This window comes from Armatimonadota bacterium (assembly GCA_039679645.1).
In the GTDB taxonomy this organism is placed as follows: domain Bacteria; phylum Armatimonadota; class UBA5829; order UBA5829; family UBA5829; genus UBA5829.
Genome location: JBDKUO010000047.1, coordinates 23466 through 40097 on the forward strand (window position 1 = coordinate 23466; position 16632 = coordinate 40097).

The window sequence follows — 16632 nt, forward strand, 5'->3', positions numbered from 1 at the left end:
CCTGGAGATACCACGCTTCCATAACACTCAGCACTTAACTCATAACTCGTAACCCACAACACATAACTTATTTTGAAAGGAGAACAAAATGCCGCTTACAAAATCAGACATGCCCAATCTGCTTGAGGACGGGCTGAAAACAGTATTCTTCGAAGCAATGGACAACACAGTTGCCAACTACGAGCGCATCGCAACCATAGTGCCTTCCGAATCCGACGAGGAGGCTTACCCCTGGCTGGGAGCAGTTCCAAACATGCGGGAGTTCAAAGACGAGAGAATGCCCCTGGGACTGCTGGAGCACAGTTACTCCATCAAGAACAAGACCTGGGAGTCCTCCATCGCTGTCGAGCGAGAGGCCATTGAGGACGACAAGTTCGGCCAGATCAGACTGCGCGTTCAGTCCCTGGCTCGTGAGGCCAAGCGCCATATCGATGAGCTGGTCTTCACACTTCTGAAGAACGGTTTCAGCGCGGCCTGCTATGACGGCCAGTATTTCTTCGATACCGATCATTCCGAAGGCGAGAGCGGCACGCAGTCCAACAAAGGCACTACAGCTCTCGACGCGACAGCTCTGCAGGCAGCGATCACGGCTATGATGAAATATAAGGACGACCGCGGCAAGTTCCTCGGAATAGTGCCGGACCTGCTGGTCGTGCCGCCGGACCTGCAGTGGACAGCCATGGAGCTGCTGGAATCGACTTACTGGCCGACCGACAACACAAAGCAGGCTTCCAATGTCCTTAAGGGCAAGCTCGATCTGCTGGTATCGCCGTACCTGACGGACACCAACGACTGGTTTGTCCTTTCGACCAAGGGTATAGTGAAGCCTGTGATCCTGCAGTCCAGGATGCCTATCGAGTTCGCAGCGCTCGAGGCCGACTCAGAGAGCGGCTTTATGCGCGATGAGTATATTTACGGCGTCCGCGCCCGCTACAACGCAGGCTACGGACTCTGGCAGATGGCCTACGGAAGCCAAGCCTCCTAATTTAGTAATGAGTATTTGAGATTTAGTATTTGATGATATTTACTATGCCTCCAGGTATCCTGCCTGGAGGCATTTTTGGAGGTGAAATGAGAATGATAACAGCTCTAAATGAAGATACGAACCTCGTGCAGGACCTTACCACCACAGGCGAAGGCAGGCTGTGCGTAGAGCATTCTCCCAGGTATCTTGACCTTGGACAGGTCCTTGACGCGACAGTTGCCGCATATGCCGAGGTGCTGGCGACACCTGTTGATGGTATCGACTGGGTCAGGCATGTAATCCTGCGCACTGTCTACTCAAATCATTTGGATGAGACATTGACTATGCGGCTATATCGGCGAACGCCAATCGGAGATGCGGGAGCCGCACCGGTCGCTTTGGCAACAGTCACCGGTGTAGAGGTCCCTGTGTATACGGCCGACTGCAGCGTCGTCGATGTAATTCCGGGCTACGGTGCGCAGATGGCTGTAAAGAACAATGACGCTCACTCCGCCACTGTCGCACTCTCGGTTCAACTGCTCGGATAGGAGGTTTCGATGGAAATATTGCTCGCTAGTCTAACCAATGCCGGGCTGATCACCGGCAACTACATCACTCTAGACGCTCTTCAGAGGGTCGCCATCACCGATTTCGAGACGCTCTTCGGTTCCACAGACGGCAGCTACGACCAACTCTGCGCCGCCGACAACAACGGCGACGGCACGACCAAGGGCTACAAACGGTTCTTCGACGCATGGCGCGCGGTGGGCATACTGTAGAGCTTACCATTCCCCTCCAGGTAAGATACCTGGAGGGATATAAGAGTGAACTCTTACCAACAGACAGAGCGGCGACTGGTCCGGCTCTATGCCCTCTGCTCTCCGCTCTCAACTATCTAAGGAGGGCCACATATGGCAATCACAATAACTGCCGCTGACGTCAAGCGCAAGGCCATGATCGACTCGACGACTTACGACACATCCATTACCTCGCTCATTACAGAGATGCAGCCCGCGCTGCAATACTCCATTGCGGATGTCTATCTTAACAATACTGCGGACGCCAATCTTCAGGCCACCCTTAAGCTGGGAATACTCGAGATCATCACCGGCGAGCTTCTCGAGCAGCTTCGCAGGGAAGCGGGCGCATCTGAGGAGTTTTCGGCAGGTGGAATCTCAATAGGCTCATCGTCTCTACGCGGGGTCGATCTTCTGCAGCAGGGAGCATCACGCCTCTCGCCTTATCTGAAGGGCACGCTGCCGATGATGTCCGAAAGTACAGCCGATTCCACGACTATCGACACTGATACCTGCTTTTCAATGGATGAGGAGGTGTGGTAGATGCCTTTTGCGGAACGCGTCAAAAAGAGACTAGCCAAATACGGCGAATCGTTTACAGTGACCGGGGGGACATATCGCGGCATCTTTAGCATGCTCAGCAGCTCCATGATGAACACATATCTCGATGATGTTGAGATAATGGGCGTCACGCATCCGGGGCTGCTGTTGATGACTCAGGGAGACGCGAATATCAACGTCGATGACACACTCACTCGCGATGGATTTACATACACAGTCATGCGCACTTCCGAACACCATATCGGAGATGACTCGGTGGTTAAGCTGGCAATTCTTTGCAGGTGAGCTTGTGTCAAAGGAAGCGTTCATATGACTGCGGACGAAAGAATGAAACAATTATCGCGGATGTCGGACCATGAGCTGCTGATAATCGCGGCAAATGATATCGCTCATATAAAAGAAGAGATCTCGCAGATTGCGCAGGGCAATACGGCAAACTGTGCAGCGGAGCATGCGCGTATAGAATGCGCCGAAGCCCAGATCGAAAAACTCTGGAAGACTCGCGCCTCGGCGATCAGCCTTAACCTGCTCTGGAGTATATCGGCAACCGTATACGGCGCTCTCATCTTGTATCTGGTGACCCGCTTTTAGCAACCCGCGCAATTTATGCTGACTGCCTTTATTGTGAGGCGGGCTATTTTTGTGTGTAGGAGAATAACATGGACTCGCAGACAATCCACATCATAATCACCGCATTAGGCTATATCGTGCCTATCGTCATTGCCTATCTGCTCAAGTCGCCGCTGGGGACATATATCCCGGCGGCGGTTGCTGAGGCGCTTGAAAGACTCGACACAAGCTCTATACGCGAGCTTTATGATGCAGTCGACACTGCCTCCGACTGCCGCAAGAGCGCAATAAGCGCGATTATCACGATCAGCGCAAAATACGGTGTGAGCATAAGCTGCAGGACCGCCGCAGCAATCGTTGACTACATAGCCGCGCGTATTGAGAGACTTGCTAAACAGGAGGGCGCGAACAATGGTTAAGTGTCCTGTTTGTAAAGTCGAGCTATCGGGGGACGGCAAGGTCTTGTATACAATCAGCGGAGCCAAACCTATTGAAGGATACACTGTGTTTCGTAATGGCGAGACATACAGGTTCTGCTCACAAGAGTGCCGGGCAGAATTTGAGGCTGAACCGGAAAAATACTCGGGTGGAGGTTAGCAGTGGAAAAAGGCGCGGCATTAAAAGTTGCTCTGGATGCAGGACACGGCTCTCGCGGAAAGTCATCACACACAGGCGCGGCGGCAAACGGGCTTATTGAGGACGAGATTGCGCTCGACCTTGTGAAGCGAATAGGCCATCACATAAGGCTCGCCGGATATCAGACACTCTTAACTCGAGCAGACGAGAAGATGACTGCTCTGTCGGCGCGCGGAAAGATGGCTGTTGTCGATAATTGCGATCTGTTCGTTTCGATACACTGCAATGCAGGGCCTTCGATTGCGCAAGGCGTTGAAGCTTTTGTGGCTGAGGGAGATACTCGCAGCGCCGAAGTCGCCAAGGTTTTAGCAGGCTGCGTGGCTGCGAAGGGTATGGTCAATCGAGGTGTGAAGTGGGACTCGCAGAGCCAGCACTCGAACCTGAGAGTGCTGAGGGACACCTATAAGCACATGCCCGCAATGCTGCTCGAGATCGGATTTCTGACAAATGCCAGGGACGCCCTGCATCTGAAGGACAAGTTCTTCAGAGAGGCCGTATCGATTGAGATCGCAAAAGCATGCATCAAATGCATAAAATAGAAGGAGGCCCGGGTTTTATTCCGGGCCCCAACAAATAATTACTCACGCCTGATGCGAATTAAAATACGGATAATATCCTCAAAAGACATAACACTCGTCATTTCGAGCGCAGCGAGAAATCTGCTTTTACAACGTCAGGTTCAAAGCAGATTCCTCACATTCGTTCGGAATGACTAAACCTACAACATCTGCAGTTTTGCAACCGACTCACAAAAAAATACTCAATATAAAATACTAATTACTAAATCATTTGGCTTCTGCCAGAAGGGTGTTGGTGGCGAAGCCGGGCACTACTTCTTCCAGCAGATTGCGCATCTCTACGGTATCACCGGAGTTTATGAGTTTGCGCAGCCGCTTGATGACCTCACTCATCTCCTCACCGATGAAGTATTGCGGCCTTCGCACTGCGAATATACCCTCGCTGCTGGAAGGCTCCATAATCTCATCGGGTGTAGTAAGAGCCTCATGCAGCTTCTCGCCCGGCCTAAGCCCGGTGTATATAACCGGAATTTCAACGTTGGGCTCATATCCGCACAGCCGGATCATATCGCAAGCAAGATCCGTTATCCGCACCGGCTCTCCCATATCCAGCACATAAAGCTCTCCCGAATCGCCCGTGGCGCTGGCCTGCAGCACAAGCTGCACTGCTTCGGGTATGGACATAAAGAAGCGGGTCATATCAGGATGCGTAACACAAAGCGGTCCTTTGTGCATAATCGCCTCATGAAAGATCGGCACAACACTGCCCCTGCTGCCCAGAACATTACCAAAGCGCACAGTTACAAAGTGTGTGGACGGATACCGTGTCTTTGCCGATCTGACGACTTCCTCACATAGCCACTTCGTAGCCCCCATTACGCTTGACGGCGATACTGCCTTGTCGGTGGATATCAAGACCATCTTCCGCGCGCCGTAAAGCCCGCAGCACTCGGCCACTACGCTGGTCCCCAATACATTGTTTTGCACTGCCTCCAGAAGATTGCTCTCCATGATCGGCACGTGCTTGTGCGCAGCGGCATGAAAGACCACATGCGGGCGATAGGTCTGAAAGACCTGATCCATACGAATGTCATCGGACACGGACGCTATTACAACACGCAGCTTATCAACTTTGTCCGGGTAAGTGCGTGATAGCTCCTGAAATATCTGATGAATGGAGTTTTCTCCATGGCCAAGCAGCACGATAGTGGCAGGATTGTGTTTCATAATCTGCCGGCAAAGCTCAGAGCCAATGGACCCGCCTGCGCCGGTTATCAAGACCCGCGCGCCGGTTATGCATTCATCGATACTATCCAGATTGATTTTTACTGGTGGACGTCGCAGCAGATCATCGACACTGATCTCCTCCATACGCACTGGCGCCTTGCCGTTAAGGACTTCATCCATGCCCGGGATTATCTTCACAGGGACTTTTTTCTTGCGGCAGGCCATTACATATTCGCGTATCTTGGACCCGCTTGCGCCCGGCATTGCAATCAGGACTTCATCAACGGAGCGCTCTTCGAGCATGCGGTGCAGGTGCTTCAATGGACCAAGCACACGCGCTTTTCTGATATATAGTCCCCTTCTTTCAGGGCGGTCGTCCAGAAAGCCGACTACATCATACTGGACGCTGACTTCATCTCTGAGCGCGTTAAATAATCTTGCTCCTGCCGGTCCGCCGCCGAGTATGACCACCCTGCGTGGGCGGGTATCCTGAGGGATAACCTGAAACATGCCCCTGCCGTAATTGGCGCTGAGGCTGGCCATACGAAGCAGCACCCTCACGGTGCCCACCAGAGCAATACTTATCATCCAAAAGATTACAATTACCGAAAGCGGAAATATTTTTCCGTCAAATGCATATTGCACGCCCAGCATTGCGACAAGCCCGACAGTATTTGCTCCTACAACACTGGATATAGTCTCGATACTGGCAAAACGCCAGGCATACTTATATAGCCGGAAAGCATGAAAAGTCAGGGAGTAAAAGCACAGGACTAGAACAAAGCAAGCAGGGTGCCCGTCAAAGAGCTTACCGATCACCTGCGAAAAGCTGAGGGTGTCGTAACGAAGCCAAAGCGACAGGATTAACGCCGCACTTAGAGCCAGCAGATCGCCACAAATCAGCATCAGTAGTCCTGCACGAGAACGAATGCGTCGAAATACACGAGCTGTTGCTTCGTTCATCCTAGCTACTGCTCCCCCCTACCCCTTAATCTTTGTGGCGATAAGGCGCGCCATTTGCATGCCAAGTAACGGCCAAATACGGACATCTTCCTTGAGACCGCTTGCCCGACAGACATATCTGGTATTCTAGCACCATGATTTCCGGATTGTCAATACGAAAGCAAGCTTGAAACCGATATCTGATATCGATTCAATCCGCAGTCAATCGGGCCTGCATAAAGGTTTTTGTGTAGTTCTCAATCTTTATACCGAGTCTTTTGCCCGCAGCGCTGTTTTCAATCAGCGCCGGCAGGTCTTCTTTGTAATCAGACTTTATATAAAGGTTGAGTTCCAAAACGCCATTGGTATAACGTCTGCGCTTGAGTTGAGTCACCCCCGGCAGATCACGCATCGCATCCTCTAGGCGTTTCGCAGCCATGATACCCTTGAAACCCTTGATTTTCACGCTTATAAACGGCATCATATCGGCTGGAGCCACTAAGAGGTCCTCCGCGAATATGGCGCCGATCCTGGCTCCGACTTTATTGAGCCCCGCCTCCGCGGACAGGCTCTTCGTCTGGTCGAGACCGTCGGCGGATGCGCTGGTCGAGGTTAGCAGTTCTCCCGTATCGGTATAATATGCCTTTGCATCCATGCGACCCCGACTGCGATAGAGTGTCACCCCGCCGTAATCGTCCTGATCGACATAATCGGCTTGCGCCCGGCCGGTCACCAGTATGTCTACATCAAACTCGCCGCCCAGGGCTCGCAGGGAGTCCCCGTCGCCATTGGCTGCGCGAGCAGCAGAGGCGTCTTTCTCAAGGCGCTTTCGCCGGTTTTCGTCGATCACGCTGAAACCCGCCGAAACCAATTGCTGGCTGATCGCGGATTCGACGGTCGAATCGGACACAAGCACACCAACCCGCCACTGCCGAGTGAGCCCGAGCGCTTTCAGCCGCTCAGCCAAAGGCCGGTTACTGACTGTCGCTTTTATACGGACTTTATACAGCCCATCTGCCGTTGACGACGAAAGCACCTGATCGCAGGTAGCGAAACCGCTCGGCTTGAGAAGTATGTCGTCGCGCACGACAGTGTAGTTCCGGCCGACCGTCACCGAGTCTATGTATGTTCCAAGCCCTTTCATTATGGCGTTTCGCATAGCGTCGGCAATGGCCTTCTCTCTGGCGTTCGGCAAATCGGCAGGCGCTTCGCCGTCGGCCACAACGGTCGCGGTCCCCGCAGGGTGTTTTTCAGTCGGTTCGCAGCGCACTGCGCAACATATTAACATCCCTAGCATGACAAAGCAGAGCAAGCGTCTCATGGAGCACTCACGCTCCCTTCAGCCACCACGTCAAATGTATCCATCGGCAGTATTGCGCGCGCTAAGAGATCACCGACCGCATCGGCGCAGGCATTGCCGAACGCTTCGGAAGCAACAGTCTGATCAAGAATATACGTTGTCGACTGCGGCGCGCTTGGCAAAGACGGCTGGTTTTGTTCACCCTGGACCTTTACATGATCCGACCAGTAGACGCCGCTTCGCGACCCGACACCGCCGAGAGGGCATGAAAAAATCACCTTGCCCGCACAGTCGGATTCGAGCTCGCCGATATCATAAATCCTGAGGTTGCCGGAAACTCGCACGGTCTGGGTGGAGTTTATCGATACTTCCCAGTCCATCTGATGGTATAACCGGGCATCCTCATAGTCGCGTTTGCGGCGCTCCCAGCGTTCATGATCGCGGCGATAATCGTGCATATCTTCTTCCCAGCGCCTGTGATCGCGTATGAAATCCGGGTCGTTGGACCGGCTGCCGTCCACCTCATCATATTTGTGAGCGCCAAAGATGCCGAGCTTGCGCTCGTTTGGATCAGGCTCATGCGGTCGGCTGGGCTCGGACTCGCTAAAAGACGCCAAAGGTGAAGTGCAGCATCGAGGTGAATTGGCGCTGTAGTCCGTCTGAGTCGTATATGCCGCTACATCCACTACCGCCAGGGCGCGCGCTCCATCGGCTGCTTTGCGAATCTTTACTATATCGTTGCTGTCCAGGTTGCCTTCTTTTTGATGCAGCAGAGCCATATATACGAGTTCCTTGAGGTCCTGACGGCCTACACATTCAAAGCCGGTCTGTGCAGCCAGTGCCGAAGTCATCTTGCCCGCCAGATCGTCGATAGCCGCAGTAGGTATCTTGTCGCCACGGTCTCCGGCGCGGGCAATCACAATCATCTGGCGATACTTACCCAGATCGGTAAGGTTTGTCGTAGACAGGGCTTGGGGCATTGAATCGACCGACGGGTATTCGGCAAGAAAACTCTTCAACTGCCGCGCACATGGAGCGATGACTGCGCTTACCGTGCGCGTACTGCCGGTCTCTTTTACAATAGATTGCTTTTCAGCCCCACACTCGTCGCTGCTTTCATCCGAGTCAAGCCAGGAGCGCATTGCCGCAGGTAAATCCGGTAAGACCGGCTTGCCGTTTTCGCCGAGAGCGGCTTTGTTGATGATATACAACAGGTCCATGTCCGGGTCGATACTCTCCGTGCCCGAGCCAAGTGAAACAAACTGCCAGTCGATAGTGTCGCAGCCCGGCCTTAATTGGCGCGATATCCAGTCTTCCGCAAGCTGCTTACCCGCGTTCGAGATTACACAGAGCCTTTTTACCTGAAATCTGTCCAGTATGCTGCCGCGTTCTTCCAGGCGCATCGAGTCCAGATCGGATTTGCAGAGCCTGTCGAGTTCCCAATCCAGCCACTTCTCATTGGGAGCGCTTACTATTATATCCCAGCCGTTTCGCCCCGAAGCTTTAGCGGCATAAAGCAGCACCTCAGCCGAATCGACCGCTGCAGGCGGGCAAGGCAACAGCTTCTTCTCTTCGTCTATCAATCGCCGGGCCTTCTCGCGGTCGACCACAAAGAGCAGGCTGTCTTTATCCTTGAGGCGGCTTTTCTCGATCAGCAGGTTAGTGGTCGCCATATAGGTCTCGTTGCGCACGCCGAGCCTGAATACATACTTGCTTATTGATTCCGACTTCTCGGTGGTGACGACACTGATCCGGTGCTCACGCAGGATTCGCGAGACAGTTACTTTCGACGCATACGCGCCAGGCAGCGCCGACACCAGGACCATTATTGATATTATTAAATAACGACAGCGCATCGCCTTGCCCTCCCTCAGAAACAGTTGAGAGCGGAGAGTGGAGAGCCAAGAGCCCGGAACTACTACCGCTCGGTTAGTGATCGAGTGCGATATTCGCAAGAGAGTTCAGTTCTCCGGGAAACAAGCTTTATACTTCGCGGGCGAATGCCCCGAAGGTTGGTCTTCTTTCGAGGCTGCTTCGGCACAATCGTATCCGAAGCATATTTGTGCGGAGAGAACTGAACTCATTCATATTCGCGTTATGTCTATATGTAATGATAGACGCGCTCACTTTTGATTTCTTTCCAATAGCTTTCATGGTTTCGACCGGCCAGCGGTAAAACTTATACACTGCGTTGGCACATTGTGGGTGAAGCATTTGCTGCGAGATTTGAAAAGCCGGCCTAATGCGACCGGCAAATGCTTCACCCCTACATTGCAACCTGCCTGTTTCGGTCATGGAGGGAGGAACGATATAAAACGAGAAGAAGTCCATGTATGTTTGTCCTGACTTATATTAGTCGTAGAGGCACAAATTGCTTTTTATACAGAGGAAATCATTATGATTGATCTATCAGAACGAATCGGTGAGAGGTTCGTAAAAATGTCACGCGACCAGATCGAGGCGTTTCAGTCCGAAGCGCTGCCCAGGACGGTCGCGCAGGCGGCAAAGTCGCCGTGGTATGCATCCAAATTCAAAGAAATTGGGCTCGAGCCCGGCGATATAAAGTCCAGAGACGATATTTCCCGCCTGCCTTTTACTTCAAAAGACGACTTGCGCAAGAGCTATCCGACCGGGCTGCTGACGGTGGACCCGCTGGATATTATCCGAATGCACACATCCAGCGGGACCACGGGCAAACCCACCGCCATCTGCCATACGGCGCAGGATGTCGCGAACTGGGCGGAATTGATGGCTCGCTCACTCTACATCGGCGGCGCAAGGCCCAATGATGTGTTCCAGAACATGTCCGGCTATGGCCTCTTTTCCGGCGGCCTGGGTCTGCACTACGGCGCCGAGAGGCTGGGCATGTGGGTAATCCCGGCGGGGCCTGGAAACACCGCTCGCCAGATAATGCTCATCCGTGATTTTCATGTTACAGTGATCCACGCGACTCCCAGCTACGCAATGCACGTAGCCGAGCGGATGATCGCCGAAGGTGACGACCCGAAGAGCCTTGGGATAAAGGTCGCGGCTCTGGGAGCCGAGCCGTATACAGAAGAGATGCGCCTCAAACTCCAGGACCTCTACGGCTTCAAGGCTATGAACAGCTACGGCCTGAGCGAAATGAACGGCCCTGGCGTCGCGTTTGAGTGCAAGTATCAAAACGGCATGCACGTCTGGGAGGACTCCTACCTGGTCGAGATCATCAACCCGGAGACTTTGCAGCCGGTTGCCGAAGGCGAGGTCGGAGAGGTTGTCCTGACTAACCTGCGCCGCACCGGAATGCCCATTATCAGATACCGCACGCGGGACCTCACGCGTCTGATCACCGAGGACTGCCCGTGCGGAGTCAAACACGCACGCATGGCCAGGATGGTCGGCAGGTCGGACGACATGCTCATCATCCGCGGCGTAAATGTCTTCCCGAGCCAGATCGAAGAAGTGCTGATGCGGCACAAGTGGCTGGGCGGCAACTATGTGATAGAGCTGACCAAATCAGCCGCTCTCGACCAGATGACGATCAAAGTCGAGCTAGCCAAGGACGGTTTCGACGGGACTGTCGAGACACTGCGCAAGCTGCGCGGCCAGCTTCAGAGTCGGCTCAAGGAGCAGATAGGCTTTACGGCGGCAGTGGAAGTGGTCGAGCCCGGAAGCCTGCCCGCAAGCGAAGGCAAAGCCAAAAGAGTCGTGGATTTGAGATTGTAAATATTATATTGAGTATTCATCAGGCTAACCTGTTGGGAGAGGTAGGCATATGTATAACGAAATCAGAGTATTTGTAGAAAACAAGTCCGGCAAGCTGGCGAAGGTGGCCGGTGCGCTCGGCGATGCGGGAATTGATATCATAAACCTTGAACTTGCTGACGAAGGGCAGTTCGGCGTGTTCAAGCTCCTTACTGCCGACCCTGAAAAAGCAAAGCAGGCTCTTTCGGACGCGGGGATGACCGTCGCGTTCAACAAAGTGGCCGTTATTGAAATTGCCGATCAGCCCGGCGGGCTGGTAAAGCTGGCGAAGGCGTTGGAAAATGAGGGGATGAGCGTGCAGGATGCTTACGGATGCATCCTCGACCGGGGCAAGCGCGCGATATTCGTCATAAAGGGCGAGAACCTGGAAGCGATAGAGTCAGCCGCAAAAGGCGCGGGGCTGAAGGCTTTGGATTCGCTGCAGTAAGAGGCTACTGGTGTGACCAACGATATCAGATTCCAGGAAACAAAAGATGTTCCTATAGCAAAGCTGCGCTCACTCTTCTTGAGCGAGCAGTGGTGCGACTATTCGGTTTCCATAAGATGCATGAGTATACAAAAATGGAACTCGCCAATTCCAAGCTGACCCGCAAAATCTCTGAAGTTCGGGCTTTGTTCGGGCAGATTTAAAATCTGCGCCGAAAAGGGCCAAATGGCATCTCTGATGTCACTGCCTAACGCTTATATGCAGGCTTAGCGTTTAGCGGGATCATAGATCCCGAGATTGCCCTATAGGGGCCAGATTGCAAATCTGCCCCAACAGAGATTAGATGCGTTAGCCCTGAGTTGAGAATGCTCTATTCTGATTCCCGTATACTGCTGGAGGCACAAATGCACTACACGCTTGATGCATCTGATCTGGAGCTTATAGCAAGAGCACACGAGACGCTGAAGCGCTGCTATTGTGATCCCCGGCACACAGTGGGCGCGGCAGTCCTATGTGGTTCTGGGAATACATACACTGGTGTGAACATCGAAGCCTGTGCATATGGGCCGTGCGCTGAGCCGATCGCTTTGGGCGCTGCGTTTACCAATGCGGAAAAAGAGATCAAGACTATTGTCGCAGTCAGCTACAGCGGAAATGTTCTCTCGCCCTGCGGGAATTGTCGGCAGCTTCTTTTCGACTATGCTCCTGATGCAATGGTGATTTTCAACAACGCAGGTGAGTTTGTGAAGACCCAGGTCCGTAACCTGTTGCCTGGATCATATTCTTCAGAGCTGTAGAGAGGGTGTGCCAGACCATTTCTGGTGCTTTCAGCATGGTCAACTTCATTTATCGACATATGGCGCAGTGCCCAAGCTGACAGGTTCAGCCGAAGTGTCGTTACCGGCTGATCCTCATCGGTCTAAATACTCTTTTAGGACAACTGCTGCGTTGTGTTCAGTATCCCTTGCGGCATAGACGAGAGTGACATCCCCTTTGTCGATAAGGCCCTGCAGCTGCACCAGAGCGTCTTGATTGTCATTTAGTTCATCCATATAACGCAGACGGAATTCCTCCCATTTTTCGGGGTCATGCCCAAACCAGATTCGCAGATCAGGGCTTGGAGCCGCATCTTTCAACCAAAGAGTCAGAGCGGCTCTCTGTTTGCTGATTCCCCTTGGCCAGAGCCGCTCAACCAGCACTCGGCAGCCATCATCCGGGCTTACCGGCTCATAGACTCGCTTAAGTTTGACCATGGAATCCTCCTTCGCTTATTAAGGCGAGTTTACCCACAGTTTTGCTGACAATTCACCAGGGTAACAAAGTCAAAGAGCTGGTTTTGTCATGGTTCAAAAAGGGCGGCATGCATGGCGCTGAGATGGAAGAGACTGAAGCTGGTGAGATGACAGAAGAATAGGGCGTTTGTTAAGTCAGAGTTGCCACTCATTTTGTATCAAACGCTAATCGGCAGCTTAAGGCGTGAATAGAGCTCGATTCACGCTCAGATGAGGCAAAAAAGCTGGTAAATAAAAATGGAGCGGGAGACGAGGAACGAGATGACCGACACCAAATCCGTTCCTCGCCTGAGCATGCTTTTAAGAATTATTGAACATCCGCAATGCCGATATCAACAGGCTTGTCGCCCGCGCGCCGACAGTGAACAGCAATTATATGCTTTCCGGGTGTAAGAGCCGATGATGCGCAGGTGAATGCCGGAAGCAGCACACACTGCCCATAAACACCGCCAACTGCTCCGCCAACCAATTGACCATCTATATATATCTCGGTTTGGCCGCTATTAGAAATAGCAAAATATGGGTTCTTAACGGCATCTTTAATCTCGAAGCTCTGTCGCATCCAGATATCGGAGCCGGTAAAACCGGTGCGCCCTCCGTTTTCTCCAAATGGCGCCGTACCCGCTGCCCACGATGAATCGTCAAACTCCGGTTTGGACCAGTCGTCGGACGGTTTTTCCGCAACATATCGCCAGTTGCTCCCGCTTTTGGCCAGCACATATGAGACTTTGGATGAAGCATAACCATACACGCTGTTGTTGATGATGCTTGCCCACTCCGGCGGAATCTTGAAGACCTTTCTGTCATAGGTGATCAGCCCGTTTTCCTCGATTTCAACATCATAAGGCTGGGTATATATTGCGCCGCACAGACCTGAAACAATCATCGGCTTCAATCGATTTATTATGTCCTGATATGTAAAGGCAAAGTCGGCCGAATTGACTTTGCCATGCCCCCACTGCGTACCCGCCTGCCACTCATGGCCGCGAACCAAAACATTTACACCGCCAAACTCGCCGACTACGCTCGCTTTTCCCTCCTGCCTGCCGGGCAGACCCGCATAACAGTATACGTGCGCATCCGAGATGTCACCAGCGCCTTCGTCGTTGCCGCCGGTGTGCGCATTCAAAAGTCTGGACGGATCGAGGTCTTTCATCCATGTCGCGATTCGCTTCGTGTCATACATCCCCCAGCTTTCGTTGAAAAGCACCCACATTATAATCGACGGATGATTGGAATAGCTGTCGATCATCGCCTTGATTTCGGATTCAAACTGCTTGTCATATTCCGGCTGGTCGGTCTCTTTTTTGAGTATGACTGTTCGTGAGACAACATCCTGCCACACCAGCATCCCAAGCTTATCGCAGTAGTAATACCATCTGTCCGGCTCGACTTTGACGTGCTTGCGAATGGTGTTAAACCCCATTTTCTTGACTGCCTCTATGTCAAATCGAAGAGCTTCGTCGGTAGGAGCAGTGTATATGCCGTCGGGCCAAAAGCCCTGGTCAAGCACACCCAAATTGAACGTAGATTTGCCGTTGAGCATAATGCGGTCGTATCCCGAAGCATCTTTTGCTATCTGAATACTGCGCATTCCGAAGTAGCTCTTAACTGAGTCTACTGTTTTGCCGTTGCGACGCATAACCACGTTGAGGTCATAAAGGAACGGATCATCAGGCGACCATAGCCGGGCATTCGGCACCTTCAGCAGCAGCAGCTTATCGGCCGGACCGGTCACGCTGCCGACCTTGACGCCGCCTGCCAGCGCAGTGGCCTCTATTTGGTAACCTTCAGATGATCCCTCTACATTCACTTTGAGATTCAAGGCCCCGGCGGCAATATCAGGAACCATTTTGATGTCTGAAATATAGGTCTTGGGGAGAGGTTCCAGCCAGGCAGTTTGCCAGATCCCGCTTGTGCTGGTATACTTGGCGCCCGAAGGAACTAAAGCCTGTTTGCCGAGCGCGGCATATACGGAATTTGTCGGGTCCCAGACGCTGAGCTTTATCTCGTTGTTACCCGGCTTGACGGCATCCGTAATATCAAATGTAAACGGATCGTAGCCGCCTTTGTGCTCACCAATGAGCTTATTATTAATGTATACCTGGCACTGCCAATCAACTGCTCCAAAGTGCAAAAGCAGACGGTGTTTGCCATCCAGCCATGCCGATTTGGCCTCAATATCTCGTCGATACCAGAGGCGCTGATCGGGCTGCAATGCCTTTTTTACACCGGACAGGGACGATTCTATTCCAAACGGCACGAGGATCTTGCCGTCCCAGTTCTGAGGGCATGGCGCATCTTTTGCCGTTTCCGAATAGTCCCAAAGCCCGTTCAGATTTTGCCAGTCTGTTCTCTCCATCTGCGGACGAGGATACTCCGGCAGAGTGTTCGCCGGGTCTACCTTATCTGACCATGGGGTTGGAATATTGCAAGGAGCCGGCTTCCAAGCGCTTTGAGCCGGATAACCAGGCGCTGCACTAAGAAGAGTTGCGGCTATTATGCCGATCTGACCATACATTAAAATGTTCATTCTCCGCATTTACCCTCGTTTCATAACATGAGCTGCACGATTATAGCAGCGCGGCAGTAATGCCGCAATGTTCAAAATTGCTATTTTGCTGCTCTCTCAGGCGCAACCTGAAACCTGGTCGTAACCGGATAAAGCAAAGCTCCGGAAACAAGCTTTATACTTCGCGGGCGAATGCCCCGAATGTTGGTCTTCTTGAGTTATTTCGGGAGACCCTCCCCCGAAACGCCTCTGGTGCAGCAAGGTATCGGGGCAGGGCAAAACGCGCCCTCACCCACAAGGGTAAGAGCGCGTATGGATAGTGCAAGTCAAAGAAAGACTAATCATTTGTTAGTGTGCGGATTACTTTGCAGGGATTGCCGACAGCTAAACTATTGGGAGGAATGTCTTTTGTAACGACACTGCCTGCGCCGATTACACAATTATCACCGATAGTTACCCCCGGCAATATAATAGCTCCTGCGCAAATCCACACATTGTCACCAATATTTACCGGGTGGGTATACTCCAATCCTGCCAAACGTTGTTTAACACCCATCGCATGTTCTTCTGTTATAATGCAGACATTTGGTGCAATGAATACGTTATTTCCAATTGTAATCTTACCACTGTCCATAAGCTTGCAATTGACATTGAGAAAAAAATTATCGCCCACCGTCGTATTGTATCCATAAGTGCAAAAAAGCGGTTGCTCCACAACGCAGTTATCTCCAGTCTTGCCTAACAACTCGCGTATAGCAATTTGCCGCGCATCGCGGTCTAGTGGATTTAATTTGTTGTAAGCATATAACTTTTTAATGGTAATATCGCGATCTGATACAAGCTCAGGGTCACCGGGCTGATATAACATTCCTGCATGCGATTTTTCTTTTTCCGTCACAATGAACTCTCCTCACACACACAAACTAATTAATCAATATTCAATATAAAGTTCAGCTCAATGCAATTTATCTCAAAATTCCCGCGTTGTCAATGTTCCTCGACGGTTTAGCAGGAGTATCGGTTTGAGTTATTTCGGGAGAGAATCTCCCGAAATAACTCTAGTGCAGCAAGGTATCGGGACAGGGGTGTCCCGATACAACGGGGCTTATTCCGTGCACCCAAAGCAGAGAGAGTTCAGTGTT

Annotated in this window: 18 protein-coding genes; 12 read left to right on the plus strand and 6 right to left on the minus strand. The window is 52.2% G+C overall.

Annotated elements, in window-relative coordinates; genetic code table 11:
- Positions 1 to 88 precede the first annotated feature (88 nt).
- The 9 genes from ABFD83_09560 (at position 89) to ABFD83_09600 (ending at position 4067) form a co-directional block, all read left to right on the plus strand.
- Positions 89 to 985 (plus strand): Mu-like prophage major head subunit gpT family protein, encoded by an 897-nt coding sequence (locus ABFD83_09560; GenBank protein ID MEN6357317.1) that lies wholly within the window; start codon positions 89 to 91, stop codon positions 983 to 985.
- An 86-nt stretch (positions 986 to 1071) separates the two neighbouring features.
- Entirely contained in the window at positions 1072 to 1512 is a 441-nt protein-coding gene (locus ABFD83_09565; protein MEN6357318.1) for a hypothetical protein, read from the plus strand.
- Positions 1513 to 1521: 9 nt separating this feature from the next.
- On the plus strand, positions 1522 to 1743 hold the full coding sequence (locus tag ABFD83_09570; protein ID MEN6357319.1) for a hypothetical protein: 222 nt from the start codon (positions 1522 to 1524) through the stop codon (positions 1741 to 1743).
- 132 nt (positions 1744 to 1875) lie between these two features.
- The gene (locus ABFD83_09575; protein ID MEN6357320.1) at positions 1876 to 2304 is read left to right on the plus strand and encodes a hypothetical protein; all 429 of its coding nucleotides are present in this window, start codon (positions 1876 to 1878) and stop codon (positions 2302 to 2304) included.
- Positions 2305 to 2607 (plus strand): hypothetical protein, encoded by a 303-nt coding sequence (locus tag ABFD83_09580; GenBank protein MEN6357321.1) that lies wholly within the window; start codon positions 2305 to 2307, stop codon positions 2605 to 2607.
- A gap of 42 nt (positions 2608 to 2649) precedes the next feature.
- Entirely contained in the window at positions 2650 to 2913 is a 264-nt protein-coding gene (locus ABFD83_09585) for a hypothetical protein (protein MEN6357322.1), read from the plus strand.
- 68 nt (positions 2914 to 2981) lie between these two features.
- The gene (locus ABFD83_09590) at positions 2982 to 3311 is read left to right on the plus strand and encodes a hypothetical protein (GenBank protein MEN6357323.1); all 330 of its coding nucleotides are present in this window, start codon (positions 2982 to 2984) and stop codon (positions 3309 to 3311) included.
- Positions 3304 to 3489 (plus strand): YHS domain-containing protein, encoded by a 186-nt coding sequence (locus ABFD83_09595; GenBank protein ID MEN6357324.1) that lies wholly within the window; start codon positions 3304 to 3306, stop codon positions 3487 to 3489. Before ABFD83_09590 ends, ABFD83_09595 begins: the two co-directional genes overlap by 8 nt.
- A 2-nt stretch (positions 3490 to 3491) precedes the next feature.
- Positions 3492 to 4067 carry an N-acetylmuramoyl-L-alanine amidase gene (locus ABFD83_09600; protein MEN6357325.1) on the plus strand — a complete coding sequence of 192 codons (576 nt, stop codon included), beginning with the start codon at positions 3492 to 3494 and terminating at the stop codon, positions 4065 to 4067.
- 246 nt (positions 4068 to 4313) lie between these two features.
- On the opposite strand, the gene ABFD83_09605 is transcribed toward ABFD83_09600, so the two are convergent.
- The 3 genes from ABFD83_09605 to ABFD83_09615 form a co-directional block, all read right to left on the minus strand.
- Entirely contained in the window at positions 4314 to 6236 is a 1923-nt protein-coding gene (locus ABFD83_09605; GenBank protein MEN6357326.1) for a nucleoside-diphosphate sugar epimerase/dehydratase, read from the minus strand.
- 190 nt (positions 6237 to 6426) lie between these two features.
- Positions 6427 to 7503: a hypothetical protein gene (locus ABFD83_09610; GenBank protein ID MEN6357327.1), complete on the minus strand. Its 1077-nt coding sequence runs from the start codon at positions 7501 to 7503 to the stop codon at positions 6427 to 6429.
- A gap of 29 nt (positions 7504 to 7532) precedes the next feature.
- Positions 7533 to 9371, minus strand: a complete 1839-nt coding sequence (locus ABFD83_09615; protein ID MEN6357328.1) for a hypothetical protein — start codon at positions 9369 to 9371, stop codon at positions 7533 to 7535.
- A 541-nt stretch (positions 9372 to 9912) separates the two neighbouring features.
- Here ABFD83_09615 and ABFD83_09620 point away from each other — a divergent pair.
- From ABFD83_09620 to ABFD83_09630, 3 genes are all read left to right on the plus strand, one after another.
- Positions 9913 to 11220, plus strand: a complete 1308-nt coding sequence (locus ABFD83_09620; protein ID MEN6357329.1) for a phenylacetate--CoA ligase — start codon at positions 9913 to 9915, stop codon at positions 11218 to 11220.
- Positions 11221 to 11269: 49 nt separating this feature from the next.
- The gene (locus tag ABFD83_09625) at positions 11270 to 11686 is read left to right on the plus strand and encodes an ACT domain-containing protein (GenBank protein ID MEN6357330.1); all 417 of its coding nucleotides are present in this window, start codon (positions 11270 to 11272) and stop codon (positions 11684 to 11686) included.
- 404 nt (positions 11687 to 12090) lie between these two features.
- Positions 12091 to 12483, plus strand: a complete 393-nt coding sequence (locus ABFD83_09630; protein ID MEN6357331.1) for a cytidine deaminase — start codon at positions 12091 to 12093, stop codon at positions 12481 to 12483.
- A 114-nt stretch (positions 12484 to 12597) separates the two neighbouring features.
- Here the strand turns inward: ABFD83_09630 and ABFD83_09635 are convergent, their stop codons facing one another.
- The 3 genes from ABFD83_09635 to ABFD83_09645 all read right to left on the minus strand — a co-directional run bounded on the left by ABFD83_09635 (position 12598) and on the right by ABFD83_09645 (position 16388).
- Positions 12598 to 12939 carry a DUF488 domain-containing protein gene (locus ABFD83_09635; GenBank protein MEN6357332.1) on the minus strand — a complete coding sequence of 114 codons (342 nt, stop codon included), beginning with the start codon at positions 12937 to 12939 and terminating at the stop codon, positions 12598 to 12600.
- A gap of 346 nt (positions 12940 to 13285) precedes the next feature.
- The gene (locus ABFD83_09640) at positions 13286 to 15511 is read right to left on the minus strand and encodes a glycoside hydrolase family 2 TIM barrel-domain containing protein (protein ID MEN6357333.1); all 2226 of its coding nucleotides are present in this window, start codon (positions 15509 to 15511) and stop codon (positions 13286 to 13288) included.
- 316 nt (positions 15512 to 15827) lie between these two features.
- Complete coding sequence (locus ABFD83_09645; protein MEN6357334.1) at positions 15828 to 16388, minus strand: sugar O-acetyltransferase; 561 nt, start codon at positions 16386 to 16388, stop codon at positions 15828 to 15830.
- Between the last annotated feature and the right edge of the window lie 244 nt (positions 16389 to 16632).

Coding starts and splice junctions, on each gene's coding strand:
- ABFD83_09640 (MEN6357333.1), bottom strand. CDS start 15,511: ATGAACATTTTAATGTATGGTCAGATCGGCATAATAGCCGCAACTCTT.
- ABFD83_09620 (MEN6357329.1), top strand. CDS start 9,913: ATGATTGATCTATCAGAACGAATCGGTGAGAGGTTCGTAAAAATGTCA.
- ABFD83_09560 (MEN6357317.1), top strand. CDS start 89: ATGCCGCTTACAAAATCAGACATGCCCAATCTGCTTGAGGACGGGCTG.
- ABFD83_09575 (MEN6357320.1), top strand. CDS start 1,876: ATGGCAATCACAATAACTGCCGCTGACGTCAAGCGCAAGGCCATGATC.
- ABFD83_09605 (MEN6357326.1), bottom strand. CDS start 6,236: ATGAACGAAGCAACAGCTCGTGTATTTCGACGCATTCGTTCTCGTGCA.
- ABFD83_09630 (MEN6357331.1), top strand. CDS start 12,091: ATGCACTACACGCTTGATGCATCTGATCTGGAGCTTATAGCAAGAGCA.
- ABFD83_09635 (MEN6357332.1), bottom strand. CDS start 12,939: ATGGTCAAACTTAAGCGAGTCTATGAGCCGGTAAGCCCGGATGATGGC.
- ABFD83_09595 (MEN6357324.1), top strand. CDS start 3,304: ATGGTTAAGTGTCCTGTTTGTAAAGTCGAGCTATCGGGGGACGGCAAG.
- ABFD83_09565 (MEN6357318.1), top strand. CDS start 1,072: ATGAGAATGATAACAGCTCTAAATGAAGATACGAACCTCGTGCAGGAC.
- ABFD83_09610 (MEN6357327.1), bottom strand. CDS start 7,503: ATGTTAATATGTTGCGCAGTGCGCTGCGAACCGACTGAAAAACACCCT.
- ABFD83_09590 (MEN6357323.1), top strand. CDS start 2,982: ATGGACTCGCAGACAATCCACATCATAATCACCGCATTAGGCTATATC.
- ABFD83_09615 (MEN6357328.1), bottom strand. CDS start 9,371: ATGCGCTGTCGTTATTTAATAATATCAATAATGGTCCTGGTGTCGGCG.
- ABFD83_09625 (MEN6357330.1), top strand. CDS start 11,270: ATGTATAACGAAATCAGAGTATTTGTAGAAAACAAGTCCGGCAAGCTG.
- ABFD83_09580 (MEN6357321.1), top strand. CDS start 2,305: ATGCCTTTTGCGGAACGCGTCAAAAAGAGACTAGCCAAATACGGCGAA.
- ABFD83_09570 (MEN6357319.1), top strand. CDS start 1,522: ATGGAAATATTGCTCGCTAGTCTAACCAATGCCGGGCTGATCACCGGC.
- ABFD83_09585 (MEN6357322.1), top strand. CDS start 2,650: ATGAAACAATTATCGCGGATGTCGGACCATGAGCTGCTGATAATCGCG.